The organism is Streptomyces sp. NBC_01439 (genome assembly GCF_036227605.1).
Lineage (GTDB): Bacteria > Actinomycetota > Actinomycetes > Streptomycetales > Streptomycetaceae > Streptomyces.
This window is the reverse complement of record NZ_CP109487.1, coordinates 8504856-8529114: the sequence shown is the minus strand read 5'-3', so window position 1 is coordinate 8529114 and position 24259 is coordinate 8504856. Positions and strand designations below refer to the sequence as shown.

General features: G+C 71.5%; 21 protein-coding genes. 4 read left to right on the top strand and 17 right to left on the bottom strand.

The genetic code is table 11. The features are described 5' to 3' along the window. Positions 1–70 precede the first annotated feature (70 nt). From OG207_RS38755 to OG207_RS38745, 3 genes are read right to left on the bottom strand one after another with little or no spacing between them, the layout of a single operon-like run. Positions 71–913 carry a GNAT family N-acetyltransferase gene (locus OG207_RS38755; protein ID WP_329105588.1) on the bottom strand — a complete coding sequence of 281 codons (843 nt, stop codon included), beginning with the start codon at positions 911–913 and terminating at the stop codon, positions 71–73. Then, positions 910–1860 (bottom strand): ATP-grasp domain-containing protein, encoded by a 951-nt coding sequence (locus tag OG207_RS38750; protein ID WP_329105586.1) that lies wholly within the window; start codon positions 1858–1860, stop codon positions 910–912. Before OG207_RS38750 ends, OG207_RS38755 begins: the two co-directional genes overlap by 4 nt. Positions 1861–1902: 42 nt before the next feature. After that, positions 1903–2331, bottom strand: a complete 429-nt coding sequence (locus tag OG207_RS38745; protein ID WP_329105584.1) for a hypothetical protein — start codon at positions 2329–2331, stop codon at positions 1903–1905. 152 nt (positions 2332–2483) lie between these two features. On the opposite strand from OG207_RS38745, the gene OG207_RS38740 reads away from it, so the two are divergent. Further along, a complete protein-coding gene (locus OG207_RS38740) occupies positions 2484–3212 on the top strand; it encodes an SIR2 family NAD-dependent protein deacylase (protein ID WP_329105582.1) in 729 nt (242 codons plus the stop codon). Between the two features lie 22 nt (positions 3213–3234). Here OG207_RS38740 and OG207_RS38735 read toward each other — a convergent pair whose 3' ends face one another. From OG207_RS38735 to OG207_RS38695, 9 genes are all read right to left on the bottom strand, one after another. Further along, on the bottom strand, positions 3235–3723 hold the full coding sequence (locus OG207_RS38735) for a VOC family protein (protein WP_329105580.1): 489 nt from the start codon (positions 3721–3723) through the stop codon (positions 3235–3237). 125 nt (positions 3724–3848) lie between these two features. After that, entirely contained in the window at positions 3849–7427 is a 3579-nt protein-coding gene (locus OG207_RS38730; RefSeq protein ID WP_329105578.1) for a bifunctional glycosyltransferase/CDP-glycerol:glycerophosphate glycerophosphotransferase, read from the bottom strand. Positions 7428–7622: 195 nt separating this feature from the next. Beyond that, positions 7623–7997: a hypothetical protein gene (locus OG207_RS38725; RefSeq protein ID WP_150255694.1), complete on the bottom strand. Its 375-nt coding sequence runs from the start codon at positions 7995–7997 to the stop codon at positions 7623–7625. Positions 7998–8122: 125 nt separating this feature from the next. Beyond that, on the bottom strand, positions 8123–8542 hold the full coding sequence (locus OG207_RS38720; protein WP_329105576.1) for a roadblock/LC7 domain-containing protein: 420 nt from the start codon (positions 8540–8542) through the stop codon (positions 8123–8125). Between the two features lie 71 nt (positions 8543–8613). After that, entirely contained in the window at positions 8614–9411 is a 798-nt protein-coding gene (locus tag OG207_RS38715) for a transcriptional regulator (RefSeq protein WP_329105573.1), read from the bottom strand. Beyond that, positions 9408–9848 (bottom strand): hypothetical protein, encoded by a 441-nt coding sequence (locus tag OG207_RS38710; RefSeq protein ID WP_329105571.1) that lies wholly within the window; start codon positions 9846–9848, stop codon positions 9408–9410. Before OG207_RS38710 ends, OG207_RS38715 begins: the two co-directional genes overlap by 4 nt. A 160-nt stretch (positions 9849–10008) precedes the next feature. Further along, a complete protein-coding gene (locus OG207_RS38705) occupies positions 10009–10251 on the bottom strand; it encodes a helix-turn-helix domain-containing protein (protein ID WP_189742670.1) in 243 nt (80 codons plus the stop codon). A 124-nt stretch (positions 10252–10375) separates the two neighbouring features. Then, complete coding sequence (locus tag OG207_RS38700; protein ID WP_329105569.1) at positions 10376–10996, bottom strand: DUF6461 domain-containing protein; 621 nt, start codon at positions 10994–10996, stop codon at positions 10376–10378. A 56-nt stretch (positions 10997–11052) separates the two neighbouring features. Further along, positions 11053–11616 (bottom strand): TetR/AcrR family transcriptional regulator, encoded by a 564-nt coding sequence (locus tag OG207_RS38695; RefSeq protein WP_329105567.1) that lies wholly within the window; start codon positions 11614–11616, stop codon positions 11053–11055. 129 nt (positions 11617–11745) lie between these two features. Here OG207_RS38695 and OG207_RS38690 point away from each other — a divergent pair, with 129 nt between their 5' ends. Then, on the top strand, positions 11746–13059 hold the full coding sequence (locus tag OG207_RS38690; RefSeq protein ID WP_329105565.1) for a helix-turn-helix domain-containing protein: 1314 nt from the start codon (positions 11746–11748) through the stop codon (positions 13057–13059). Here OG207_RS38690 and OG207_RS38685 read toward each other — a convergent pair. Beyond that, positions 12977–14917: an APC family permease gene (locus tag OG207_RS38685; RefSeq protein ID WP_329105563.1), complete on the bottom strand. Its 1941-nt coding sequence runs from the start codon at positions 14915–14917 to the stop codon at positions 12977–12979. The two genes, OG207_RS38690 and OG207_RS38685, sit on opposite strands and share 83 nt — an antisense overlap. 117 nt (positions 14918–15034) lie before the next feature. Here OG207_RS38685 and OG207_RS38680 point away from each other — a divergent pair, with 117 nt between their 5' ends. Next, the gene (locus tag OG207_RS38680; RefSeq protein ID WP_329105561.1) at positions 15035–16150 is read left to right on the top strand and encodes a MerR family transcriptional regulator; all 1116 of its coding nucleotides are present in this window, start codon (positions 15035–15037) and stop codon (positions 16148–16150) included. A 10-nt stretch (positions 16151–16160) separates the two neighbouring features. Here the strand turns inward: OG207_RS38680 and OG207_RS38675 are convergent, their stop codons facing one another. From OG207_RS38675 to OG207_RS38665, 3 genes are all read right to left on the bottom strand, one after another. Beyond that, positions 16161–16616, bottom strand: a complete 456-nt coding sequence (locus OG207_RS38675) for a (2Fe-2S)-binding protein (protein ID WP_329105559.1) — start codon at positions 16614–16616, stop codon at positions 16161–16163. Between the two features lie 134 nt (positions 16617–16750). After that, positions 16751–18016: an IS701 family transposase gene (locus tag OG207_RS38670; RefSeq protein ID WP_329095407.1), complete on the bottom strand. Its 1266-nt coding sequence runs from the start codon at positions 18014–18016 to the stop codon at positions 16751–16753. 252 nt (positions 18017–18268) lie between these two features. After that, positions 18269–20497: a xanthine dehydrogenase family protein molybdopterin-binding subunit gene (locus tag OG207_RS38665; RefSeq protein ID WP_329105557.1), complete on the bottom strand. Its 2229-nt coding sequence runs from the start codon at positions 20495–20497 to the stop codon at positions 18269–18271. Positions 20498–20985: 488 nt separating this feature from the next. On the opposite strand from OG207_RS38665, the gene OG207_RS38660 reads away from it, so the two are divergent. Beyond that, positions 20986–22413, top strand: a complete 1428-nt coding sequence (locus OG207_RS38660) for a PP2C family protein-serine/threonine phosphatase (RefSeq protein ID WP_329105555.1) — start codon at positions 20986–20988, stop codon at positions 22411–22413. Positions 22414–22570: 157 nt separating this feature from the next. Here the strand turns inward: OG207_RS38660 and OG207_RS38655 are convergent, their stop codons facing one another. Further along, a complete protein-coding gene (locus tag OG207_RS38655; RefSeq protein WP_329105553.1) occupies positions 22571–24067 on the bottom strand; it encodes a DNA-binding protein NsdB in 1497 nt (498 codons plus the stop codon). Positions 24068–24259 lie beyond the last annotated feature (192 nt).

Below are 24259 nucleotides of genomic sequence, written 5' to 3'. Positions count from 1 at the left end.
CGCCGTGCGACCGCCGTCCGGCCCGGCTCACCGGGGCGCAGCCGCCGATGCCGTCAACAGCTCCGGCTCCTCATCCCAGTTCGAGACTGGTCACCCCGAAGAGTTCCGACAGGGCGAGGTCCGGCGCCGGGCCGGTGTACATCCGGGCGGTCTCGAAGGCCGGGGCCAGACCGAGGCGTTCGAAGAGCGCGGCGGCCGCCGGGTTGGCGTCCGGTACGTCCACGGACACCAGGCCGTCGGGAGCCTGCCGGGACAACTCCCGCAGCAGGGCCGCCGCCACCGCCGGGGTGGCCGCATAGAGCGGGCCGATCCGATGGGCGGCGCTGGAGGGGCGGATCACGCCGAGACCCTCGATCCGGCCGTCCCGGACGGCGGCCAGGGCGGTGCGGCCGGGCAGTCCGGTCCATGCGGACAGGAAGGCGCCCCGCGCCGCGGGGAAGAACCGCCGGTCATAGGCGGCGAGCCGACCGAAGGGCAGGGTGCCCGCGTCCACGACCTCGACCCCGCCGTCGTCGCCCCCCTGTGGGGCGCCTTCGTAGCGGAAGTTGTTCCAGGCCGGGCGGAAGCCCGACTTGCGGTAGTTGGCCTGCTGGTCGACGACCCCGTCCAGACCCACGAGGCGCCCGTCGAGCCGTTCCATCCCGGCGCGCCACAGCCGCATGCCGTACCCCTGGCCGCGGACGGCCGGCCGGGCGATGTAGAAGCCGATGAAACCGAAGCCCCCGCCGTACCGCACGGCGGAGATGCAGGCCACCGGCTCGCCGTCCAGCCGCCCCATGAGGAACCCCTCCGGGTCGGCGACCGCGAAGGCGAACCGGTCCGAGTCCCCCGGATTCCAGCCCTCCTCGTCGGCCCAGTCGCGCATCAGCCTCATGTCGGCGGCGCTCGCGCCGCCGATCTCGAATCCCGTCATGCGGGTGTTGTACCAGATGGGGCCGGTGTGCGCAGGAGTGCCTGATGCGTCGTCAAAAGACTTACGAACGCGGCCTGATCGGCCTCCCGGTGGAGGTCACTGACCTGACCGTCCCCTACTTCGACGACGCGCCACACCCCGTCCGCGCGCAGTGCGAGGTCGGTGGTCACGAAGGGGCAGCCCAGCGCCTCGACTGCCGCCCGGACCGGTTCGAGGGCCGACGCGAGGGCCGGTCCCGGGACCTCGCCGACCGGGCTGTCGGGGTGGGCGGTGACCAGTCGCGGCGCCCCGTCCCGCCACCACACCCGCACCTCCGCGGCCGCCCCCTCCGGCGTGACGAAGTGCTCGAAGGCCCGCACCACCACCCCGCCCGCCAAGAACTCGCCCTGCAGTTCGACGAAGCGGGCGACGACGCGGTGCAGCGCGGCCCGGTCGGCGAGGTCGGGCACGTAACAGGCCTCGTCCCACTCGTGCTTGCGGGACTTCACGTAGTCCTTGATGACGGCGGGTCCCGGCGGCAGGCCCACCGTGAGGGCCGCGAGGCCCTCCGGATCCGGGACCGTCCCAGGCCCCGCCGGCAACCAACTGCTGACCGGGGTCAGACCCGCGAAGGTCTCGTACCAGCCGGGGAGTTCGTGCGCCCTGCGGTACGCCTCCGGGGTGACGACCAGCTCACCACCGCGTCGGCGCAGGACCGCGTCCAGTGCGGCGTAGTGGCCCGAGGGGATCATCCAGCCGCGGTACCAGACGGCTCCGGGCCCGTCCGGCACGCGCGCGACGGCCCGTTCGGCGTCCCCGGCCAGCAGCGCGTCGTGGTCGATGAGCAGGGCGGTGCCCCCGGTGTCGCGCAACTGTCGGGCCTCCGCCGCGAAGTGGGCGTCGACCCGGCGCTCGTTCAGGGGGTCGCGGCAGTAGAGGACGGTGGCGGTCGTGGTTGTCGTAGCCATGCACCCACCCTATGGACGGCCCCGTCGATCACCGTACGGATTTCAGCCCGCGCAGATCACGTCGTCGAGCCGGATGGGGTTGGAGTCCAGACGTACGTAAGCGGTGAAGGTGTCGGTGTTGCCGGAGGCCCAATGGGTGGTCACGGTGGCCCATCCCACCGAGGCGGTCTTCGCGACGGTGACCGGGCCGACGCTGATGTCCTGCGGCTCCTCTTGGGAGCAGAGCAGGACGTCGACCTCTTCGTTGACCTGCTGTCTCTCCTTGAGGATCTGCGAGACCTGGTTCTCCCGGTCCTGCTCGGAGGGGCCGTGGTCACCGTAGAAGCCGATGAGGAACTCGCTGATCTGGGCCGCGGTGTGTCCCCTCCCCACGACGGCGGCGGGCGCGGCGAGGGCGGGGACGGACGGCACGACCGGGAGCGCGAGCAGGGTCAGCAGCAGGGCACCGAGGCGGTACGGCGTGAGCATCATGTCCGGTCTTGTACCCGCCGGGCCGGCGGATCGGGAGGGCGGGGCCCGGATCTCACTCCTGTGGGGGTCGGGATTCACCGCAGAAACGACCCGCCGGCGGGTACGCGGAAATGGGCTCGCGGGCCGCCCGTACCCGTGCATAGGGTCGGTGCATGGGGAAGCCACTTGTCGCAGTGTTCAGCGGGGCCGGAATGTCCACCGACTCCGGAATTCCGGACTACCGAGGGCCCCGGGGCCTGTGGCGGCAGGATCCCGATGCCGAAAAGCTCGTGACCTACGCGTACTACATGGCCGATCCGGAGATCCGGCGCCGCTCCTGGCTGATGCGCGCCGAGATCGGCGCGCTCGGAGCACGGCCGAACGCCGCGCACCTGGCCGTGGCGGAGTTGGAGCGCGGCGGCACCCCGGTGCGGGTGATCACCCAGAACGTGGACGGACTGCACCAACTCGCCGGAATGCCCGACCGCAAGGTCTTCGAGTTGCACGGCAGCGCACGATCGGTGGTGTGCACGGCCTGTCACGCCCGGTCGGACATGGACGGGGCGCTGGCCCGGGTGGCCGCCGGGGAACCGGATCCCGCCTGCCTGGTGTGCGGCGGGATCCTCAAATCGGCGACCGTGATGTTCGGCCAGCGGCTCGACCCCGAGGTGCTGGGGCAGGCGATGGCCGTGGCCAAGGGGTGCCAGGTCTTCATCGCCGTCGGGTCGACCCTGCAAGTACAACCCGCCGCGTCGCTCGCCGGCATGGCCGCGGAGGCCGGGGCCCGACTGATCATCGTGAACGCGGAGGAGACCCCGTACGACCCGCTGGCCGACGAGATCGTCCGCGAGCCGATCGGCACCGCCCTGCCGGCCCTGCTGGCCAGGTTCGCCGTCTCCTAGTCCCCGTCGCCCACGCCCCGGCCTAGCTCTGGCCCGCGTCCGCCGCCCGGCGCATTTCCGTCACGTCCAGCTTCTTCATCTGCATCATGGCGGCGGTGGCCCGGGCGGCCCGCCCGGGGTCCGGGTCGGCGATCAGGTCGATGGCGCCCGGCGGGATGACCTGCCAGGACACGCCGAACCTGTCCTTGACCCAGCCGCAGACGCCCTCCTCGCCGCCGTCGCCGGTCAGCGCGTCCCAGTAGTAGTCCGCCTCCGACTCGTCGGCGCAGCGGATCTGGAAGGAGATCGCCTCGGTGAAGGGGAACTGCGGACCGCCGTTGAGGCCGATGAACTGCTGGCCGTTGATCTCGAACTCCACGACCATGACGGAGTCGGCCCGGCCGGGGCCCGCCTCCGTGTACCGACCGATCCGGCCGAGCTTGCCGTCCTTGAAGACGGACAGGTAGTAGTCGGCGGCCGCTTCCGCATTGCCGTCGAACCACAGACACGTGGTGAATCCCTTGCCGCTCATCTCTGCCTCCGGGCCGGTCGCTGGACGATGGATGCCGTCCCTCACATACAGACCGGCCCCGGACCCGAAATTCATCGGTGGGTCCGGGGCCGGTCCGCATTCGGCCGGTAATTCGCCCGTTCGGCTTACTTGGCGGGCTCCGCGCCCATCGCGAGCATGCGCTCGACGACGCGCTCGGTGGCGTTGCCGTCGTTCAGGTCGCAGAACTCGGCGCGGAACGCCGCTCGTGCCTCGGCGTACTGCGCCCCGACCGCGTCCGCGTTGCGCACGGCCTCGATCAGGCTCGCCGAGTCCGCCAGCAGCGGTCCGGGGGCCTTCTCCTCCAGGTCGAAGTTGAAGCCGCGCAGCGTGCCGCGGTAGTGCTCCAGGTCGTACGTGAAGAGCAGGATCGGCCGGTCCGTGAGCGCGAAGTCGAACATCGCGGAGGAGTAGTCCGAGATCAGCACGTCGGCGACCAGCAGCAGGTCGGCCGCGTCGGGCCAGCGGGACACGTCGATGACGAACCCGTCGCGGACACCGTCACGGACCTGCTCCGTCACGTGGTGGTGGCTACGGATCAGCAGGACGTGGTCCTCGCCCAGCTCACGGCGGGCCTGGTCCAGGTCGATCCGCAGGTCGAGCTTGTAGCCGCCCGAGAAGCCCTCGTTGTTCTCGCGCCACGTGGGCATGTAGAGGACGACCTTCTTGCCCTCGGGCAGGCCGAGCCGGCGGCGGACCTCGGCGATCCGCTGCGCGTCGGGCCGTACCAGGGCGTCCGCACGCGGGCTGCCCGCCTCGATGACCTCGCCGTCGTAGCCGAGGGCGCGCTTGAGGATGGGCGTGGCGAAGGAGCTCGGGGAGGCCAGCAGGGTCCACTGGGCGCTGTCGTGCTCCAGCCCTTCCAGGATCTCCGGGCTCGTGTAGTAGTCGTGCACGAAGTCGTGACCGATCTCCTTGATCGGCGTACCGTGCCACGTCTGTACGACGACCTGGCCGGCGCGGCGCTGGAAGCGCCCCGGCACGGTGTCGTTGGTCACGAAGTAACGGGCGCGGGCCAGCACCTCCCACGACTCCACGCTCTGGTACTGGACGGCGCGGGCGGTCTCCGGGACCTCGGTCTGGCCGTCGCGGACCAGCCAGACGTGTTCCAGCTTCTCGCCGCGGCGCACCAGTTCCTCGTGGATGGCGCGCGGCGAGTCGCCGGAGCCCTGCCCGTGGTGGGTGTCGTAGACGACGATGTCCTTGACCGGCAGGGCGCGCTGCGCCGGGTAGGTCTCGAACCGGGCCACGCGCTGTGCGTAGTGGGAGCGGTCGTGCGGGCTGATGAGCGGGTCCGCGACCAGCACCATGCGGTCGTGGAAGCGGGTCTCGACCCGCATCCGGCGGCCCTGCACGGTGAGCGGGTGCGGCCCGGCGAAGAGCAGGCCCGGACCCATCTGTACGGGGGCGCCGCGGTCGACGCCGAGGAGTCCGGCGGTGGTTCCGCCCTGGGCGACCGGGCGCATCGTCGGCCACCAGCGGCCTTCGGGGAGCGTGGTGCGGCCGGCGTACGCCTCGGGGAGCACGGGCCGGAAGACGGCCTCGAAGGCGTCCCCGTCACGGGTGACGGGGTAGCTGAACTCCACGCCGTTGGCGTTGTGCAGGACCAACTCGTACGGCTCGTCGGTCGGCGCGACGAAGCGGCCGCGCAGGGTGAGGGTGCCGTCTTCGGCGGTGACCCCGTCGACCAGCGGCGGGGAGGGCTGCACGGAGAGGGTCAGGTGCCCGGTGTTTCCGCGCTTGGCGAAGAGGGAGCGTCCCCCGTCCTCACCGGGCAGGGGCAGGACCAGGCCACCGAATCCACCGCGCTCGTCGTGCACCACGCGGTGCTCGGTGCCGTCGGGGCCGATGACGGAGAGGCTCCAGGGCTCGGGGGCCCACTCGCCGGGCTCGCACTCGGCGTCCGGCACGGCGGCCAGGTCGGCCAGCGGTACGCGGACGGTGAACGAGGCCCGGTCGGCGCCGGACGCCGCGCTCTCCAGCGGGAAGGAGAGGACCGTACCCGTGGTGACGTGGACGGCCTGCAGCGTGGTGGATCCGACCGCCTCGGCGGAGAGTTCGCCGGTGATCTCGACGGCGTCGTCACCCGCGGCGTGGACGTCCAGGGCGCGGGCCCGGGCGATCTCCACCTGGATGGTGAGGGCACCGGAAACCGTCGGGACGATCCGGACGTCGGGAGCCACCCAGTGCGGGGGCGGGTTCTGGCCGGTGTCGTTCTCCCCGCCGCGCAGGCGGGCGCGGTGCAGCCCGCCCGCGCCGGTGACGGCGATGGACGTGGTCCACGTGCCCTGGTTCCACTTGCCGCCCGACTGGAAGATCGAGGGGTCGACGACGGCCGTGAAGCCGGCCCAGTCGGCGTGCCGCAGAGCGAGGTGCGGGGACTTCACCGTGGCCATCGGGGAGGCGACGGTACGGGTGCTCACGACGGAGCGACGACGCTTGTTCCCCTCGCGGAAGACCAGCATCTTGCGGGAACCGAGGCGGCTCTCCGCACCGAGGTGGCCGGGCAGGGCGTAGCCGCGCAGCAGCAGCTTGCCGTCGGCCCAGGCGGCCTGCTCCAGGCGGCTGACGACGCGGCGCTCGCGCGGACCGAGGGTGAGGATCTTGGCCGGAACCGGCGGACGGCCGTGCAGGAAGGGGTAGTCCGCCTGCGGGCGGGCGAGGCCCTTGACCGGCACGCTGTAGCTGTAGTCGCGCTGGTGGTGCTGGAGCGCGATGAAGTCCTCGACGCGGCCTTCGCCGGCCAGGTACGCCTTGAGCCGGTCAGCGACGGTCAGGTCGGACCAGGGACCGGTGCCGATCTCGCGGACGAGACCGCCGACCTCCTTGACGAACGCGGCGCGGAAGTCGGGGCCGCCCTCGCCGACGTACTTGTAGATGAGCGGGAGTTCCTCGCTCAGCACGTTGTGGTCGTAGTCGCGCAGGTAACGGTCGTACTTGGCGCCCTGCTTGGCCTTGAGGGACTCGCGGACCAGGCGTACGGACTTCACGCGGTCGATGAGGGAGATCGGGTCGGTGGAGCGCTGGGTGATGGAGCGCTCACCGGTCTCGCGGACGCGCCAGTGGTAGACGCAGTCGCTGATGATGTCGACGCTGGAGGCGAAGTAGTGCGCGGGGATGCTGACCGGGGCGTCCTCGTAGAGGATGCCCTCCGGGTACTGGAAGCCGTGTCGGTCCCAGAAGCTGCGCCGGTAGACCTTGTTCCACGCGGTGCGGTCGGTGACCAGCGCCGGGAACTTCGAGATGTGGGTCTTCAGCTGGGTGCGGGCGAAGGCGGCCCGGTGTCCCCAGGACTGCTGCATGCCGACGGAGCGGAAACGCTTCACGTTGCCGCCCGCGAAGTCCGAACCCGTCTCGTCGAGCGCCTCGATGAGACGCTGGTACGCGTAGTCGGGCATCGTGTCGTCACTGTCGACGAAGGCCAGGTACTCACTGTCCTTGTCGGCGTGACGGGCGCCCACGTTGCGGGCCGCACCGAGGCCTGCATTGTCCTGCATCACGACGCGGAAGCGCTTGTCCTTGGCGGCGAACGCCTTGGCTATGACGGCGCTCGTGTCCGTGGACCCGTCGTCCACGAGAATGACTTCGAAGTCTTCGAAGGTCTGGGATGCGATGGATTCCAGGCACTCGTCGAGGTAGAGCTCGACGTTGTAGACGGGGACGACGATGCTCAGGCGCGGCGGCATGGGTGGCGGTTTCTCCAGCGTTTTATGCTTTGTCGATGATCAGCTGCTCACAGCATCCTACTCTGTAACAGAGTCATAAACTCCACCCATATGGGGCATACGAAGCCAACCGTCGGAGCGGACGGCAAAGAATTCAGCCGTCCGCCACTTCGGCGATGCGGTTGGAGGCGGCCTGACCCTGCCCGGTGGGGCCGGTCAGACCTCCAGGTCTGCTTCGATCTTCTTCAGTTGATGCCGGGCCATCGCGAGGTTGGCCCGCCCCTTATCGAGGGCCAGGTAGAGGAAGAAGCCCGTGGAGCCGCGGGCCTTCATCAGCCGGATCAGGTGGTACTGGCTGCCGAGGGTGATGAGGATGTCCTCGATCTCGTCCTTGAGGCCGAGCATCTCCATCGTGCGGACCTTGGCGCGCACCACGTCCGTGTTGCCCGCCGCCGCGACCGCGAGGTCGAGGTCCTTGCCGCCCCCGATCGTGCCGAGGGCCATGCCGCTGCCGTAGTCGACGAGCGCGGCACCGATCGCGCCTTCGATCGTGGTGGTCGCTTCCTTGAGTGCGGTCTCCACATTGACCATGAGAGGGTCCTCTTTCTCGTTTCTCTGTAACTGGGACGTGAGGGAGGGATGACTGGCTGTAGCTGGATGCGGCTGTGGCGGCACGCGCTGGACGTGTCAGGCCCGGCCGCCGACCGGAAGGCGCATCACCCGGGTGGGAATCCGGGACCCCGTCGCCCGAGGGTGTGGTCGATCAGTTCGGCTATCCGGAGGCTTGAGCGCCGGGCTTCCAGGTGGAGGCGTCCGACGTTGACCTTCGGCTCGGCGGTCAGGGTGAGGACCGCCGCCAGGCCCGCCGCGTAGGTGGCGACGTAGCCGTCCTCACCGCGCACGAGCAGTTCGCGGAAGGCTCCCTGGCCGGTGCAGTCGCTGAGGCGCTGGGCCACGCCGAGGGCGGCGGCGGTCAGCGCCGCGACGGACTCGGCCTCAGCGGCGGCGCTGTCCTGGGCGAGTACGAAACCGTCGGCGCTCGCGGCGAGGGCACCGGTGAGCTGGGGTACCCGGGCCCGCAGCCTGCGGAGCTCGGCGAGTATCTCGGCCTCCGTCTCGGGGGGCACCGTACTCATGTCGGCCTTACTCCTTTCGGGCTGCCTACGCTCGGAGCGGTCGGCGCGCAGGGCCGGTCGCAGCGGGAGCCTCACAGACTTGCCTCCAGTGCGTCGCGTAACCGGCGGAGCAGCGCCACGTCCGGGGATTGGGCCTCGGTCATCCAGTCGGGCAAGGGCGCCACGGCCGGTGGCGGGGCCGGGGTGTGCGGGGTCTCGACCAGTCCGGCCGCCGCGAGGCGCCGTACGTCGAGCAGGGTGTGGAAGGCGGGCCTGCCCAGGACCCACGCGAGGTCGGCCGGGGTGCGCAAGCCGTCGGCCCGGCCCAGCAGGGTCCGCTGCCGGGAGGTGATCGTCTGGCCCGGCGCGGCCGCCCGGGGGACGACCGGGGAGGTGTCCAGCAGGGGGTACGGCCAGACCGCGTCGAGCAGGTCCCGGCGGCGCCGGGTCTCGCGTTCGACGGCGGCGGCGGGAACGGAACGGACGGAGCCGATCCAGTGGGTGGCCCCGCGGCGGAAGCGGGAGGGCCCGCTGCCCGGGGAGAGTGCGAAGAAGGCGGCGTCGAATATGGCGGCGAGGTGGCATATCTCCAGCTCTCCGTCTGCGAGCCCGCCGCTGTCCACGAGGAAGCGGGCGACCTGGCGGCGGGCACCGGCCCGGTCCACGGCCTCGCGCCAGCGCTCGGGGGCGAGGCCGCCGCCGGTGGTGAGCAGTACGTCGAGACCGGGGGTGGCCGGGCTTTCGGCGTGCACGATGCGGCCGTCCTCCAAGAAGAGGGTGCCGCGGTCGCGGAGCAGGGCGCCGGTGGCGCGCTCCGCTGCGAGTCGGGTGAGAAGGGGGGAGACAGCGGCGAAGGCGTTCGCGGCCGTGGCGGTGGCCGGGGTGGTCATCTGAGTACCAGCCCCTCCGCCAGGGCACGGAGCCTGTGGCGCGCGAGGGCGAGATTGCCGTCGACGCGGTCGAGCCACAGGTGCAGGAATACGCTGCTGTCGAAGCTCGTCTCGACGAAGCGCAGTACGTGGTATCCAGTGCGGGTGGTGACGATCAGATCCTCGACAGGCGGGCCGGCCGGTAGGCCGGCGGACGAACCGGCGGAGGGAACGGCTCCGCCACCGTGTGCCGGGTCGACTTCCGCCGGGGCGAAGGACTCGTACTCGGCTGCCGCCCGAGCCAGTTCGGCGGTCTCGGCGGCGGTGGTCTCGTGGTCGCCCACGGGCGACTCCCCCGCGGTGCCGAGGGCCAGTCCGCTGCTCCAGTCGACCAGCGCGGCCCCCCGCGCACCAGGCAGGGCCATGGCTTCGAGCAGGCATTCGTCGATCCCGGGCACGCGGGCTCCCCTCCCGGCCGGACGTGCTGAGTGCACGGTCGTACGGCGCGACAGGAGGGAACTTACTCAAGTTCCACTGTACGAAAGGGCGTTCTGGCATTTTCCGCTGGAACATGCCAGGAAGGGTGCGAGAGCTTGGCCAGAACGCGTCGATATTTGATCACGAAGCGAGCGGAAGATCGTCCGCGAGGCGGAACGACCCTCCCTCGCGCTGCACGTAACCCTCATGGGTGAGGGTGCGCAGCAGGTGGTAGACGGTGGGCAGGGGGATGCCGGTGAGCCGGGCGAGCCGCTTGGCCGTCACCCCGCCTTCCGCGGACATCGCTTCCAGGAGGCGCAGTGCGCGCTGCACCGAGCCGATCAGGGTGGGTGTGCTGTCCTTCTGGCTGTGGTCGGTGCCCATGACTAGTCCCCCTGCTCCGGTACGAGGCCTGGCAAACCCATCAAAGTGGCTCACCCGGCGCAAAACCAGCGGACTCGCGTAAACCTGAGCATAAGATCACCGCATCCCGGCCCCGGCGCGGACGCTAGCGCGTGCAGGTCACGTACGCCGGGAGCGGGGCGTCCGCGATCAGGTGACGCGGCAGGGACAGCCCGAAGCGGCGTTCCACGACGTCGAGGGTGTGGCGGTCGCGGTCCGCGTCCGCCTCGTCGGCCGGGCGGGCGCACGCGCCCTCCGGGGTGAGGATCCCGGCCGCGATCAGCTCCGGGAGCAGGAAGTCCGGCCGGTGGCCGCCGCGCCAGCACTCCTCGCCGAGGGCGAAGCAGCACACCAGCTCGCCGTCCCGGGCGTACGCGAACTGCTTGGGCGGGTGATCGGGCTGCGGGTCGAGGTGGACGGCCTCCACGCCGCCCCGGGAGACCTCGGCGAGCCGTTCCGCTCCGGCCGGCTGACCGTGTTCGACGGCGAAGGACCAGCCGCCCCACCTGCCGACCCGGGCCACGCCGTCGCCGTCCACGGTCTCGGTGACCATGCTCCAGGCGTCGAGCGCGCCCAGCGGCCCGGGGTGCAGGCCCGGCAGCGCGCCGAGGCGTGCGGCGAGTTCGTCGGGGGCTATCCCCCGCGCGAAGGTCAGACCGGCGAACCACTGGTCCCAGTCGGCCAGCCACCGGATCCCGTCCGTCACGCCTTCTACTGTGTCCGCCATGTCCGCACTCCCCACGGTTTGCCCACCCCGCCGGTGCTTGTTCACCGGCACGATAGTCAGACCGCGGGCTCTTCCGGGAGGAGGCGCTCGACCATCGTCCGAATGAGCCCGTGCGCCGGGTGCGCCTCCAGCATGGCGGGCGCGGTCAGGTCGTCCACGATCAGACCGAGCATCGCCAGGTACATCAGGACCACGCCCTGTCGGTCCCCGGGCAGGCCCGCGTCCAGGTGCCACCTGACGTTGGCCTCCAGTTCCAGGCCCTGGAAGGCCGCGAGCTCCGTCTGGAGTTCGGGACGCCGGGTGCCCTCCAGTCGCAGCTCCAGCATGGCGATGTGCACACTGCGCTCGCGCCGCATCCGGTCGAGGAGCCGCGTGAGCAGGACCTCGGTGTCCAGCGGGCCGGCGAGGTCCGCCGGGTCCGGGACCAGCCGCTCCCGGGTGCGGTGCAGGATCTGCACGAGCAGCTGCGAGCGGTTGGCGAAGTAGTTCGAGGCGGTGCCCGTGGGCACGCCCGCCTCCGCGTCAACCGCGCGCAGGGTCAGGCCGCGCGAACCCTCGCGCGCCAGGACTTCGATGGCGGCGTCGAGCAGTGCGGCGCGGCGCTGCGGGTTCTGGCGCAAGGGCGGGTCCCTGGGGGTGGAAGGGGCGCATCGGGTGATCACTGCAGGTGCAGTGATTCGCACACGGTAGCGGACGTGCCCGGTCCGGCCTCTCCCCACGGCCCCCTCCTCCGTGTCAGGCTGCGCGTCATGGAGCGGATCATCGAGGAGATACGCGAGGACCTGTCCCGCCGGATCGCCGTGGTGGCGGACCGGCTCACGGACCGGACGCTGGCCGAGGACCCCGCCTACGCCGCCCTGCTGGGCCGGGCCGAGCTGCGCGAGCGGATCCACCGCACCCTCGGCCAGGCCGTCGAGGGGCTGCTCCGCAGTTCCCGGGGCCTGCCGGTGGAGCTCGCCGACGCCCGGGCCGTCGGCGCGCTCCGCGCCGAACAGGGGCTGCCGCTCGCCTCCCTACTGCGCACCCACCGCCGCGGCGGCCGGCTGCTCTGGCAGAGCCTCACGGAGGCCGTGACCGCGCACGACCGGGCGGCGCTGCCCCGGCTGCTCCCCGGCGCGACCGAATTGTGGGACGTACTGGAGCAGATGACGGACGCCATGACGGAGTCGTACCGCCGGGCGGAGGCCGCGCACGGCGACCGGGACCGGGAGCACCGAGCAGCCCTGCTGGACGTGCTGCTCGACGGCGGGGACGGGCCGTCGGCCCCGGCAGCGGAAGTCTCGGCCCCGGAGGTCTCGGCCGTGGAAGCGGCCGCCGCACGGCTGGGGCTGCCGGAGCGGGGCCGTTTCACGGTGGTCGTGCTGGCCGCCGATCCGTCCGGCGCCCCGGTCGCTCCGGTCGCCCAGGTCGCCCCGGCCGGAGGGCCCGGAGCCGCCTCAGCTCCGCGCGTCCTGTGGCGCATCCGCGCCGACGGGGAGATCGGCCTGGTGGAGCTGGGCCACCATCCGCTGGAGTCCGTACGGGAACTGCTCGCACCCCTCGGGGTGCGCGCCGGGGTCGGCCCGGTCGTCGCGGCGCCGGCGGAGGTGGCCCGGGCGCGCCGGCTGGCCGCCCTCGCGCTGCGCACCGCCCCCGAGTCCGAGGGCCCGCGCACCGCACTGCTGGACGAACGGCTGCCGGCGGCGCTGGTCGCGGCGCAGGCCGAACTCGCCGGGCGGCTGCGCCAGGTGGTGCTCGGCCCGGTGCTCGCGCTGCCCGCGCAGGACCGGCGGACGCTCCTGACCACCTTGGGCACCTGGCTGGCCTGCCAGGGTTCGACCACGGACGCCGCGCAGCGGCTGTACTGCCACCGCAACACGGTCTCCAACCGGCTGCGGCGCCTGGAGCAGCTCACCGGCCGCTCCCTGGCCGACCCCCGGCAGGTGGTGGAACTGGCGCTGGCGCACTCGGCCGTGTTGCAGCGCGTCGAAACGGAACCCGCTAACCGTCCCGCCGTGCCGGATCGGCGGGCCTCGCGGACTCCAGGAGGTACGGCACGTCGATCACCGCGACGCCCGGCGTGAAGAGCAGTCGCGCCTTCAGCCGCAGGGCGTTCTGGTTGTGCAGGGGCTGCTCCCACCAGCGGCCGACCACGTACTCGGGGATGACCACCGACAGCATGTCCGCCCGGGAGCCGGCGGCCAGTTCCTCGACGTGGGCCAGGATCGGGCCCACCACCTCCCGGTACGGCGAGTGCAGGATCTTCAGCGGCAGGCCGGTGTCGTGCTCGGCCCACGCCTCGCGCAGCCGGATCGCCTCCTGTTCGTCCGCCGCGACGGTGACCGCCGTCAGGGTGTCGGGGCGCAGGCCCTGCGCGTAGCCGATGGCCTTGAGCGTCGGGGCCTGTACGGCGGCGACCAAGACCAGTACGTGGTGGCGTGCGGGCCTGCGCGGGCTGGCGTCGGGGGCGATGGCGACCTGTCGGGCGACCTGGTCGTAGTGGCGGCGGACGCCCTTCATGCCGAGGAAGAGCAGCGGCATCGCGATGACGACCAGCCAGGCGCCGTGGGTGAACTTGGTGAGCAGGACGATGACCAGGACCAGTGCGGTCAAGGTGGCGCCGACGGCGTTGATGGCGAGCCTGCGGTGGATGTGGATCCGCTCCTCGCGCGGGGTGGCGGGCGAGGCGAGCGCCTTGCGCCAGTGCCGGACCATGCCCGACTGGGAGAGGGTGAAGGAGACGAAGACGCCGATGATGTAGAGCTGGATGAGGCGGGTCAGTTCGGCGTCGAAGGCCACGATGAGGGCGATGGCGGTGAGGGCGAGGAGCACGACGCCGTTGGAGTAGACGAGCCGGTCGCCGCGGTTGAAGAGCTGGCGGGGCGCGTACCGGTCCTTGGCCAGGATCGAGGCGAGCATCGGGAAGCCGTTGAAGGCGGTGTTCGCGGCGAGGATCAGGACGCCCGCGGTGACGGCCTGGAGCAGGTAGAAGAGGAAGTCCCAGCTGCCGAAGGTGGCGCGCCCGATCTGGGCGAGGGCCGTGGAGGTCGCGGTGCCCGGGGGCAGGCCCAGTTCGGTGGGGTCGGCGGCGACGTGCACCTGGTACGACATGGCCAGGGCGGTGATGCCGCCGAACATCGTCACGGAGAGCACGCCCATCGCGGCGAGCGTGGTCGCGGCGTTGTCCGCCTTGGGCTTGCGGAAGGCGGGAACACCGTTGCTGATGGCCTCGACGCCGGTGAGGGCGGTGCATCCGGAGGCGAAGGCCCGCATCGTGAGGAAGACCAGGGCGAGTCCGGTGTAGGTGTCGACCGGGGTGATGGGGAGGCCGGCGGACTCGGCGCGGATGGTGTCGCCGGTCCCGAGCCGTACGGCGGCGACGGCGAACATGAGGTAGATGACGAGGACGAAGCCGTAGGTGGGGATGGCGAAGATGCGGCCCGACTCCCGTACGCCGCGCAGGTTCATGAGGGTCAGCAGCACCACGAAGGCAACGGACAGGACCACTTCGTGGTCGCTGAGCGAGGGGATGGCCGAGGTGATGGCGTTGACGCCGGAGACGACGGAGACCGCGACGGTCATCACGTAGTCGACGAGCAGGGCGCTGGCGGCGGTGAGCGCGGCGGTCTGCCCGAGGTTCTCCGAGCTGACGACGTAAGCGCCGCCCCCGCCCGGGTAGGCGTGGCAGGTCTGCCGGTACGAGGCGACGACGACGATGAGCAGGAAGACGATGGCGGCGGCCGCGTACCAGGTGAGGTGCAGCAGTGCGACGCCGCCGAGGGCGAGGATCAGCAGGATCTCTTCGGTGGCGTAGGCCACGGAGGAGAGCGGGTCGCTGCAGAAGATCGGCAGGGCGAGTCTCTTGGGCAGCAGGGTCTCGCCCAGGCGGGCGGTGTCAAGGGGTTCGCCGACCAGCATGCGTTTCACATTGATACGCCTCATTCGGGCATGATCGTGCATTTGGTTCATTCATCATCACTTTTGGGGCTTGTGTCATCCGGCAGGGCCTTCGGTCCCCGCCTTGACCCTCACGCGGCGTCAGGCCGCACAGTTGGCGCCATGGAAGATCACTGGACCGTGGGACGCGTGGCCGAGTTGGCCGGCGTGAGCGTCCGCACGCTGCACCACTACGACGAGATCGGGCTCGTTCGGCCCTCGGCGCGGACCCCGTCCGGGTACCGGGCCTACGCGGCGGACGACATGGAGCGGCTCCGCGAGGTGCTGGCCTATCGGCGGCTGGGCTTCGGGCTGCGGGAGGTCGCCGAACTGGTCGACGACCCGTCCACCGACGCGGTCGCGCACCTGCGCCGACTGCGCGGCCTGCTGCTGGAGCGGCGCGATCGCGCCGAGGCCATGGTGGTGGCCATCGACAAGGAACTCGAGGCACGGGCGAAGGGACTGAAGGTGACACCGGAGAGGCAACTGGAAATGCTGGGTGCACGGCTGTACGAGGAGATCGGCGGCGCCTACACCGCGACACGGCGTACCGAGCCGCGGTTCGCCGCCCAGATCCGGGAGGCGCTCGGGGACGCCCGGACGGTACTGAACGTCGGGGCCGGCACCGGCTCCTACGAGCCGGCCGATCGCCACGTGACCGCGGTGGAGCCATCGGCGGTGATGCGCAGGCAGCGGCCCGCCGGCTCGGCGCCGTGCGTGGCCGCCGCCGCGGAGAGCCTGCCGTTCGAAGACCGGTCCTTCGACGTCGCGATGGCCGTCTCCACCGTTCACCACTGGGGGGACCCGATGGCGGGGCTGCGCGAGATGCGGCGCGTGGCCCACCGCGTGGTGGTGCTCACCTTCGACACCGACGAGCCCGGATGGCAGGACCGGTTCTGGCTCACCCGCGACTACCTGCCCGAGTTCACCGGCGCTCTCGCCGGTTTCCCCTCGCTCGCCGGGATGGCCGACGCGATCGGCGCCCGAGCCGAGCCGGTGCCCGTCCCGTGGGACTGCTCCGATGGCCTGTTCGAGGCGTACTGGCGCCGGCCGGAGGCGTATCTGGAGGATCGCGTGCGGCGGGCGGTGTCGGTGTGGACCAGGGTCGGACCGGAGGCCGAGCAGCGGGCGGTACGAAGGCTGCGCGAGGACCTCGCATCCGGCCGGTGGGCCGAGCGCAACGGCGAGCTCGCCGACCTCGACACGGCCGACCTCGGCCTGCGCCTACTCGTCGCGTGACCCGCGCCGCTCACATCTTGCGCGCCGCGCTGCGGATGGCCTCCCGGATGCGGAAGTAGGTGCCGCAGCGACAGATGTTGGCGATGGCGTCGATGTCCTCGTCCGTGGGCTCGCCCGTGCGCTTCAGCAGGGCGACGGCGGCCATGATCTGGCCGGGCTGGCAAAAGCCGCACTGGGCGACGTCCTGTTCGAGCCAGGCCTCCTGCACGGGGTGCAGGTCGTCGCCGTTCGCCAGGCCCTCGATGGTGGTCACCGCCTTGCCGGCGCACGCGGAGACGGGCACCACGCAGGGACGGATGTCGGCGCCGTCCAGGTGGCTGGTGCAGGCCTTGCAGACGTCCACCCCGCAACCGTACTTGGGGCCGCGGACGCCCAGCATGTCGCGGAGCACCCACAGCAGGGGCAGGTCGTCGGGCGCGTCCACGGTGACGCTGCGCCCGTTGACGATGAAGGTGTGCGAGGGCACGGGGTACTCCTGGCTCGGGCTAGTAGGGCTTGGTCAGGTTGGGGTTGGTGTGGGTATGCCGCGGTGGCAGGTGGGGCATGCGCCGGTCCATGTCGCGAGGAGGGTTTGTAGCTCGCGGACGACTTGGTAGAGGCTCAGGCCGGCGCCATGTCTTTTGGGGCTCTGGCCAGTCGTTGCAGGGTGCAGAAGGCGTGGGCGACGGATACGAGGGTGACGTGGTGGTGCCATCCGTTCCAGGTGCGTCCCTCGAAGTGGGCAAGTCCCAGGGCCTGTTTCATCTCGCGGTAGTCGTGCTCGATGCGCCAGCGGAGCTTGGCCAGGCGGACCAGGGTGGTCAGCGGGGTGTCGGCGGGCAGGTCGGAGAGCCAGAACTGAACGGGTTCGCCCTGGTCGGCCGGCCACTCGGCCAGCAGCCAGCATGCGGGCAGTTCCGGGCCCTCGACCGTGTGGCGGACCTCGCGACCGGCAGGCCGGATCCGCAAGGCCACGAACCGCGAGTACATCCGCTTGAAGCCGCTGCGGCCGGTGCCGGGCCGGGAGCCCTCACGCCATTGCACTGGCTTCGCCGTCTTCCGGCCGGCCGCGATGACCAGCTGTTTCACCGACTGCGGCTTGTCCGGGTACTTCGCCACGGGTGGCCGTCCGTTCCCGGAGTAGGGCTCGGTCACCGGCACGGCTTCGCCGGGCTGGGCCGAGAGGGTGGTGGAGATCCCCACCATGTAGTTGAGGCCGCGGGCCTGCAGGCCGTGCCGGAATGCCGCCGCGTCTCCGTATCCGGCGTCCGCGACGGCCAGCGGCACCTCGATGCCCCACGAGCGGGTCTCATCCAGCATGTCCAGGGCCAGCTGCCATTTCTCCACATGCCCGGTGTCGTCGGGAATGCCGCAGGCGGTGCGGCGGGCGACCTTGGCCGGGTCCGCCTTCGGCGAGGCGGGGTCCCAGGCCTCGGGCTGGAACAGCCGCCAGTTGACCGCCACCGAGGCGTGGTCCGAGGCCAGGTGCAGGGAGACGCCCACCTGGCAGTTGGTGACCTTGCCCGCAGTGCCGGTGTACTGCCGCGAGACACACGCCGAGGCATTGCCGTCCTTGAGGAAGCCGGTGTCATCGAAGATCAGCACGGTGGGCCGGATCGCCTTCTCCATGCTCCAGGCCAGCCGGGCCCGCACATGCGCGGGGTCCCACGGGCTGGTGGTGATGAAGTGGGCCAGGGCCTGACGGTTCCCGTCCTCGCCCAGCCGGGCGGCCATCGGCTCGACCGACTTGCGCTGCCCGTCCGTGAGCAGGCCCCGCAGGTAAACCCGCCCCCACCGACGCTGATCCTTACGCGCGAACGGCTCGAAAACCTCCGCCGCGAAGTCCTCCAACTCGCCACGTACAGCTGCAATTTCCTCCGGCGTCACACGTCTTGAACGACTCACCGAGCCCTTAGGACACGCAACACCAGCCCCAACCTGACCAAGCCCTACTAGTGCTGTGGCCGGAAAGGTTTGCCGGTTCGCGGCGTTCGGTGCGGTGCATCTCCCCCAGCTACCGCTGGGAGGGGCCCCCGGGCGGAGGACCGCGGCTCGTACTGGACGTACTTGCGCGGTCCGACAACGCGGCGAGGTGCCGTACCGGGCGTCGTGAGCCGGTGAAGCCTTCCGGTCACAGCACTAGCGGGGGTAGGGGGTGAAGTCGACGTCGAAGTCGAGGGGGAAGCTGCGCGGCTTGGAACCGGTGGCCCTGGCCCAGGCGTTGGCGATCGCACCGACGGCGGCGGGCACGCCGAGCTCGCCCGCGCCGCCCGGCTCCTCGCCGGTGGCCGGCAGCACGAAGACCCGTACGTCGTGCGGTGTGTCGCGCTGCTTGGCCCAGTGGAACTGGCTGTAGCTGCCCTCCAGCGGAAGCCCCTTGTCGAGGTGCAGCCCGGCGCGCAGGGTGGTGGAGATCGCGTCGGTGAGGCCGCCGATCATCTGGGCCTCCAGTCCGCGCGGGTTGACCGGCAGGCCCACGTCCACGGCGATCACGGCCTTGGTGACGCGGAGGTGGTCGGGGTTCCGGGTGTCGATCTCGACGAGGCACGCGGTGCGGGACTTGTACTCCTCGTGGAAGGCGATGCCCTGCGCGCAGCCGGCCTCCATCGGCCGTCCCCAGTTCCCCTCCGCGGCCACCTTGTCGAGCACGGCGCGCTGGGCGTCGGTCTTCAGGAAGGTCCGCCGGAACCGGTACGGGTCCCGGCCCGTCCGGGCGGCGAGTTCGTCGACCACGATCTCCTCGGCCCCGCGCGTGTTGGCGGAGTAAACCGAGCGCCAGGAGGCGGTGGGGATCCCGGTGGGCACTTCGGTGAGGGCCTGGGTGGTGCGTCCGAAGTGGTACGGGGACTTCACCGTGGTCAGGAAGAGGGTCTGGGCGAGGGTGGCGTTGCCGATGCCGAGCGGCAGACTGGCCGCGGTGGCGGTGATGATCTCGCCCAGGCCGTGCCGGAAGTCGGTCTCGGCGGCGGCGACGCGGTGCTCGAAGCTGAGCACCTCGCCCAGCAGGTGGGTGGCACGGATCTTGTGGTGGGTCGCGGGGCGCATCCGGCCGTGCCGGGTGTCGTCCACACGGGTCCACATGAGCCGGACCGGACGACGGCAGGCCTTGGAGATCCGAGCGGCTTCCAGGGCCGCGTCGAAGAAGAGCCGCCGGCCGAAGGAGCCACCGGCCTGGACCACGTGCACGGTGACCTTGGACAGCGGCAGGCCGAGTTCGGCGGCGATGGTCTCGCGGGCCACGATCGGGGACTTGAGGCCGGACCAGATCTCTGCCCGGTCCTCGCGCACGTCGGCGATGGCGGAGTTGGTCTCCATCGGGGCGTGGCTGACGAAGGCGAAGTCGAACTCGGCGTCGACGTACGGGGTCAGCAGGGGCGGGACCAGCAACGGCGGCGTGGCAGCGCGCAGTTTGGCGCGGACCTGGTCGTCGGACAGCTGGTCGGCGGGTCCGGGTCCCCAGGTGACCTGGAGGGCCGTCTTGGCGTCGATGGCCTGCCCGAAGGTCTCGGCGACGACGGCGACCCCGGTCGGGACGGTCACCACGTGCAGGACGCCGGGCATGGCCCGGACGGCGGCGAGGTTGGTGACGGTGCGGACCGTGCCGCCGAGGGTGGGCGGCCGGCGCACGACGCAGGGCTTGGCGCCGGGCACGTCGAGGTCGAGGGTGTACTGCAGGGCGCCGGTGACCATGGCGCGGGCGTCGACGCGGCCGGTCGGCTTGCCCACGAGGGTGTGCCCGGCCCGCTTCTTGGGGGTGGCGCCGAGGACGACCAGGGCCGGGTCGGCGGCGGCCGCGGCGAGATCGCCGTAGTCGGCGGTGCGGCCGTCGGGGGCGCGGACGGTGCCGCCGGAGGTGGTCAGCGCGGCGGGGCTCAGGTTCCAGCGGTGGGCGGCGGCCGCGACGAGACGGGCCCGGGCGGTGGCGGCGCACTGGCGGACCGGCCCGTAGAGCGAGCGGACGGAGTTGGAGGATCCGGTGAGCTGGTTGAAGAGCAGCTCGGGCCGGGCGTCGTCCAGTTCCACCCGTACGTGGGCCAGGGGCGCGTCGAGCTCCTCCGCGACCAGCATGGCCACGGCGGTGGTGAGGCCCTGGCCGACCTCCTCGCGCGGCAGCCGGAAGCGGATGGTGCCGTCCGCCTCGACGGCGAGCGCCAGCAGGGCCGAGGTGGGTGCCCCGGCCAGGATGAACAGGTCGCCCAGGTCGACCAGGTCGGCGATGGCGGGCAGGGAGGGCACCACGGCGTGGGCGGGCTGCGGGTTCAGCGCGTCGGCGCCCGCCCGGGTGACCAGGGCCAGGGTCGGCGCGGCCACGAGGTGGGTGAGGAAGGAACGGCGGCTCTGCCCCGTGGCGTGGTTCTGCCCGGTCATGTCGTTGTGTGCCCCCACGCTGCGCGGGCCCGCCCGCGCAGACCTCCCCGGCTTATTACCGGCACGTAGGGTAGCGACCCGGCAGCGCGATGGGAAGTCTCGATCACGCCGCGTCATCTACGGTGACATCACCCCTTCGGGGGTATCTCGGCGGCCCGCCTTGATCCGTTCCTTACGCGATTCCCCCGTCGGGCCGGGCTCGTACATCTCGGCCGTACGATCGAGCGACGGTCACCGGATGGCCTGATTCCGGCCGCTGTTCGCACGACGTCACGAGCCCCACCGGCTGGTCCCGCCGCGATGCCCCGGAATTTGCCTGACCGGATTCGTTCGCACGCCACGAGCGGGACGGCAGTCCTGCGGCATATACCAGAAGCAAGAACATAGCGGATGTTGCCAAACGTCTTACACACCGTCGCGCCCTGTGCAACAGTCGTTACCGGTCCTTCCTTCAGACTTGGCCGTGCCGCGCCTGTATCGGAGTTCTCATGCCGTCCCACCTGTTCGCGGACCGTCCCGCGCAGCCGCCCGAGCCGGGGTCGGTGGACGCGCTGATCTCGCAGACCCGACGGCTGCGCGGGGAAGTGGACGCGGTCCGCCGCGACACCGTCGTCGACGACGACGACGCCCAGGGCCGCTGGCAGCGCGCACTGTGCGATCTCGCCGTCCACCACCTCGACGACCTCCGCGAGCACCTCGGCCAGCTCAAGGAGGGCCTGCCGGCGGCCCCCGACATCGTCGAGGTAGAGCAGCCGCAGGCGGCGTCCGAGGCCGGCCCCGAGGCCCTGATCCGCGTCGGCAGCGCCGAGTGGAACCTGCTCACCGACGAAGTCAGTTGGTCCGACGAACTGTTCCAGATCTTCGGCCGTTCGCCCGAGTCCGGCGCGCTCCCCCTCGACGAACTGGGCTCGACCCTCTTCTCCGAGGACCAGCCGCTGCTCACCGCGTGGGTCACCGCCTGCCTCGTGGACGGCAGGCCGATCGACGGCGAGTTCCGCATCGTCCGGGCCGACGGCCGGGTCCGGACCTTACACATGAGGGCCGAGCCGGTACTCGACCCCGACGGTTGTACGGCCTCGATGTGGGCCGTCCTGCGGGACGTGAGCGAACTGCGCCGGAGCCAGCGCGCGGTGCGCGAGTCGCGTGACTCGCTACAGCGCCAGCGGGAGATCGCGCAGACCGAGCGCCGGCTGGCGGTCGAGCTGCAGGAAGCCGTGCTCCCCCCGTGGCGCGGCTCCCTGCGGTTCCCGTACGGCAGCGCGAGCACGCTGGACGTGGCCGCGCACTACCTGCCCTCCGCGACCAGCGCGCTGATCGGCGGGGACTGGTACGACGCGCTCGAACTCCCCGACGGTTGCTCCATGCTGACGGTCGGCGACCTGACCGGCCACGGGGTGACCGCCACCTCCGGGATGGCGATGATGCTCGGCGCGCTGCGCGGCATGGCTATGGCGGGCATCGAGCCCGGCCCGCTGATGGGCTGGCTCAACCAGCTCCTGGAGACCTCCGTACAGCCGGCGCTCGGCTCGGCCGTGTGCTGCCGCTACGATCCCGCGCGCCGGGTCCTGTCCTGGGCGCAGGCGGGTCACCCCGCACCCCTGTTGTTCCGCCACGGGTCGGGACGCTCCCTGCTGCCGCCGGAGGGCGTCCTGCTCGGCGCGACCTCCGGAGCCTCGTACGACCAGGCCGAGGAACACCTCGAGGTGGGCGACCTGTTGGTCCTACACACGGACGGACTCACGTCGCGCAGCATCCAGTTCAGCCGGGCGGACGGGACCGAGCGGCTGCTGGCGCTCGCGCCGCGGTTCTCGGCGGCACGGTCGGCGCAGGAGTGCGTGCGCATGGTGATCGAGGAGTTCGGCGAGAGCGAGCGCGAGGACGACGCCTGCGTGCTGGTCGCCCGGGTCGGCGGGTAACCGCCTTCGAGCTTTCGAACTGCAGGACCGTCAGGCTCCAGCCGTGGGGCTTCAGGGCCGCGCCACGAGGCGCGGCCGTTCTCGTCTCCGTACGGGGCTTCGTGCAGGGTGGCTTTGTGCAGGGTGTGGGCCGGACCGTGCGGGGGCGGGCGTGGGACTACACCCCCGTACCGCGCGGGCCGCGCGGCGCCGGGGTGTCGGGCAGGGCCAGTTTGATCTCCTGGCGCAGGTCCTCGATGCGCGCGTACCCGGCGTACTGAGCGGTGAGCCGGTACATCTCCCGCAGCCGGTCCCAGGTCCGGTGCGAGGAGGTCTCGTTCATCGAGACCAGGGCGAGGCGCGCGTACCGGTCGGCCTGCTCCGGCTCGTCGGCGATGAAGCAGGCCGAGGCCATGGAGATGTAGTCGAAGATCTGCGAGCGCTGGTAGCCCTCGCCGCGCAGCCGCAGGGCCTCCTTGGCGTGGCGCGCGGCGATCGGCGCCGCGGCGGCGTCGTGGTCCGCGAGGGTCCGGTAGGCGAGGGCCTGCATGCCGTGCAGGTCGGCCTCGTCGAAGTGCTGCATCCAACTCGGGGGCGGCACGTCGCCCTTGTCGGAGACGAAGAGTTCCTCCGCCTCGCCCAGGGTGCGGCGCATGGCCTGACCCTTGCCCATGGCGGCCTGCGCCCAGGCCTCGATGGTGTGCAGCATGGCGCGCGTGCGCGGGAGGGTCTGTTCGCCCGAGCCGGACTGGGCGAGCTTCATCAGGTCCAGGGCTTCGTTCGGCTTGCCCAGGTGGACCATCTGCCGGGCCGCACGGGAGAGCGCCTCGCCCGCGCGCGGCCGGTCGCCGCCCTCGCGGGCCGCGTGCGCGGCGATGACGAAGTACTTCTGCGCCGTGGGTTCGAGACCCACGTCGTGGGACATCCAGCCGGCGAGGACCGCCAGGTTGGCCGCCACCCCCCAGAGCCTGCGCTGGAGGTGGTCGGGGTGGTGGTAGGCGAGCATGCCGCCCACCTCGTTGAGCTGGCCGACGACGGCCTTGCGCTGGAGTCCGCCGCCTCTGGACGCGTCCCAGGCACGGAACACCTCCACGGAGCGCTCCAGGGCCTCGATCTCCTGGGAGCCGATCGGAGCGGCCTCGTAGCGGTCGTAGCCCGCTGGGTCGGCCTGGAAGGTTTCCCCGAAGTTCCGGGCTTCCTTGGCCAGGGCGGGGTCGGTGTGCAGCCAGTCGTACATGGCGTTGCTGAGGGCGGAGCCGGCGGTGAGCACCGCTCCCGCGCCCATCAGACCGCGACGGTTGAGCATGAGGTCCATTCCCGTGAATTCGGTGAGGACCGCGGCTGTGCGTTCGGGCGCCCATGGCATGCCGTCGGGGTTCTCACGAGCCCCGTCCGGCTGCCGTCTGGAGGTGCGCCGCTGCCGTACGAACCCGAGGTCCTCGATGGTCACGACACGACCGAGCCGCTCGGTGAACAGTGCTGCCAGTACCGTGGGCACCGGTTCGCGGGGGGCCTCCCCCATGTCGATCCAGCGCCGCACCCGCGAGGTGTCGGTGGCCAGTTGCGGGTGGCCCATGGCCGCCGCCTGCCTGTTCACCATCCTCGCCAGTTCGCCCTTCGACCAGCCGGCCAGGCCGAACAGGTCGTTCAAGCGGGTGTTTGGACCTTTGCTCACGTCAAGCCCCCAGGTTCTCGGCTGAGTTGACAGTAGCCCGCTGGTAGGTGCCCAGCGACTATTCGCCAGGCTTCGCCAGGGCACGCCCGATGGTTCGCCACCTTGCCCCGGGTGTCAGGTAGGAATGCGCCTCCCCGACCCGGTTCACCGGCGGAACTCCCCAGGGTGAAGTACGGGATCCGGCGGGGCGGC

Bases quoted from the DNA above. Each gene is read 5' to 3' on its own strand.
- OG207_RS38700 (WP_329105569.1), bottom strand. From the start codon at position 10,996: ATGGCGGACACAGTAGAAGGCGTGACGGACGGGATCCGGTGGCTGGCC.
- OG207_RS38750 (WP_329105586.1), bottom strand. From the start codon at position 1,860: ATGGCTACGACAACCACGACCGCCACCGTCCTCTACTGCCGCGACCCC.
- OG207_RS38705 (WP_189742670.1), bottom strand. From the start codon at position 10,251: ATGGGCACCGACCACAGCCAGAAGGACAGCACACCCACCCTGATCGGC.
- OG207_RS38740 (WP_329105582.1), top strand. From the start codon at position 2,484: ATGGGGAAGCCACTTGTCGCAGTGTTCAGCGGGGCCGGAATGTCCACC.
- OG207_RS38720 (WP_329105576.1), bottom strand. From the start codon at position 8,542: ATGAGTACGGTGCCCCCCGAGACGGAGGCCGAGATACTCGCCGAGCTC.
- OG207_RS38660 (WP_329105555.1), top strand. From the start codon at position 20,986: ATGCCGTCCCACCTGTTCGCGGACCGTCCCGCGCAGCCGCCCGAGCCG.
- OG207_RS38680 (WP_329105561.1), top strand. From the start codon at position 15,035: ATGGAAGATCACTGGACCGTGGGACGCGTGGCCGAGTTGGCCGGCGTG.
- OG207_RS38735 (WP_329105580.1), bottom strand. From the start codon at position 3,723: ATGAGCGGCAAGGGATTCACCACGTGTCTGTGGTTCGACGGCAATGCG.
- OG207_RS38715 (WP_329105573.1), bottom strand. From the start codon at position 9,411: ATGACCACCCCGGCCACCGCCACGGCCGCGAACGCCTTCGCCGCTGTC.
- OG207_RS38755 (WP_329105588.1), bottom strand. From the start codon at position 913: ATGACGGGATTCGAGATCGGCGGCGCGAGCGCCGCCGACATGAGGCTG.
- OG207_RS38685 (WP_329105563.1), bottom strand. From the start codon at position 14,917: ATGAGGCGTATCAATGTGAAACGCATGCTGGTCGGCGAACCCCTTGAC.
- OG207_RS38745 (WP_329105584.1), bottom strand. From the start codon at position 2,331: ATGATGCTCACGCCGTACCGCCTCGGTGCCCTGCTGCTGACCCTGCTC.
- OG207_RS38730 (WP_329105578.1), bottom strand. From the start codon at position 7,427: ATGCCGCCGCGCCTGAGCATCGTCGTCCCCGTCTACAACGTCGAGCTC.
- OG207_RS38665 (WP_329105557.1), bottom strand. From the start codon at position 20,497: ATGACCGGGCAGAACCACGCCACGGGGCAGAGCCGCCGTTCCTTCCTC.
- OG207_RS38690 (WP_329105565.1), top strand. From the start codon at position 11,746: ATGGAGCGGATCATCGAGGAGATACGCGAGGACCTGTCCCGCCGGATC.
- OG207_RS38725 (WP_150255694.1), bottom strand. From the start codon at position 7,997: ATGGTCAATGTGGAGACCGCACTCAAGGAAGCGACCACCACGATCGAA.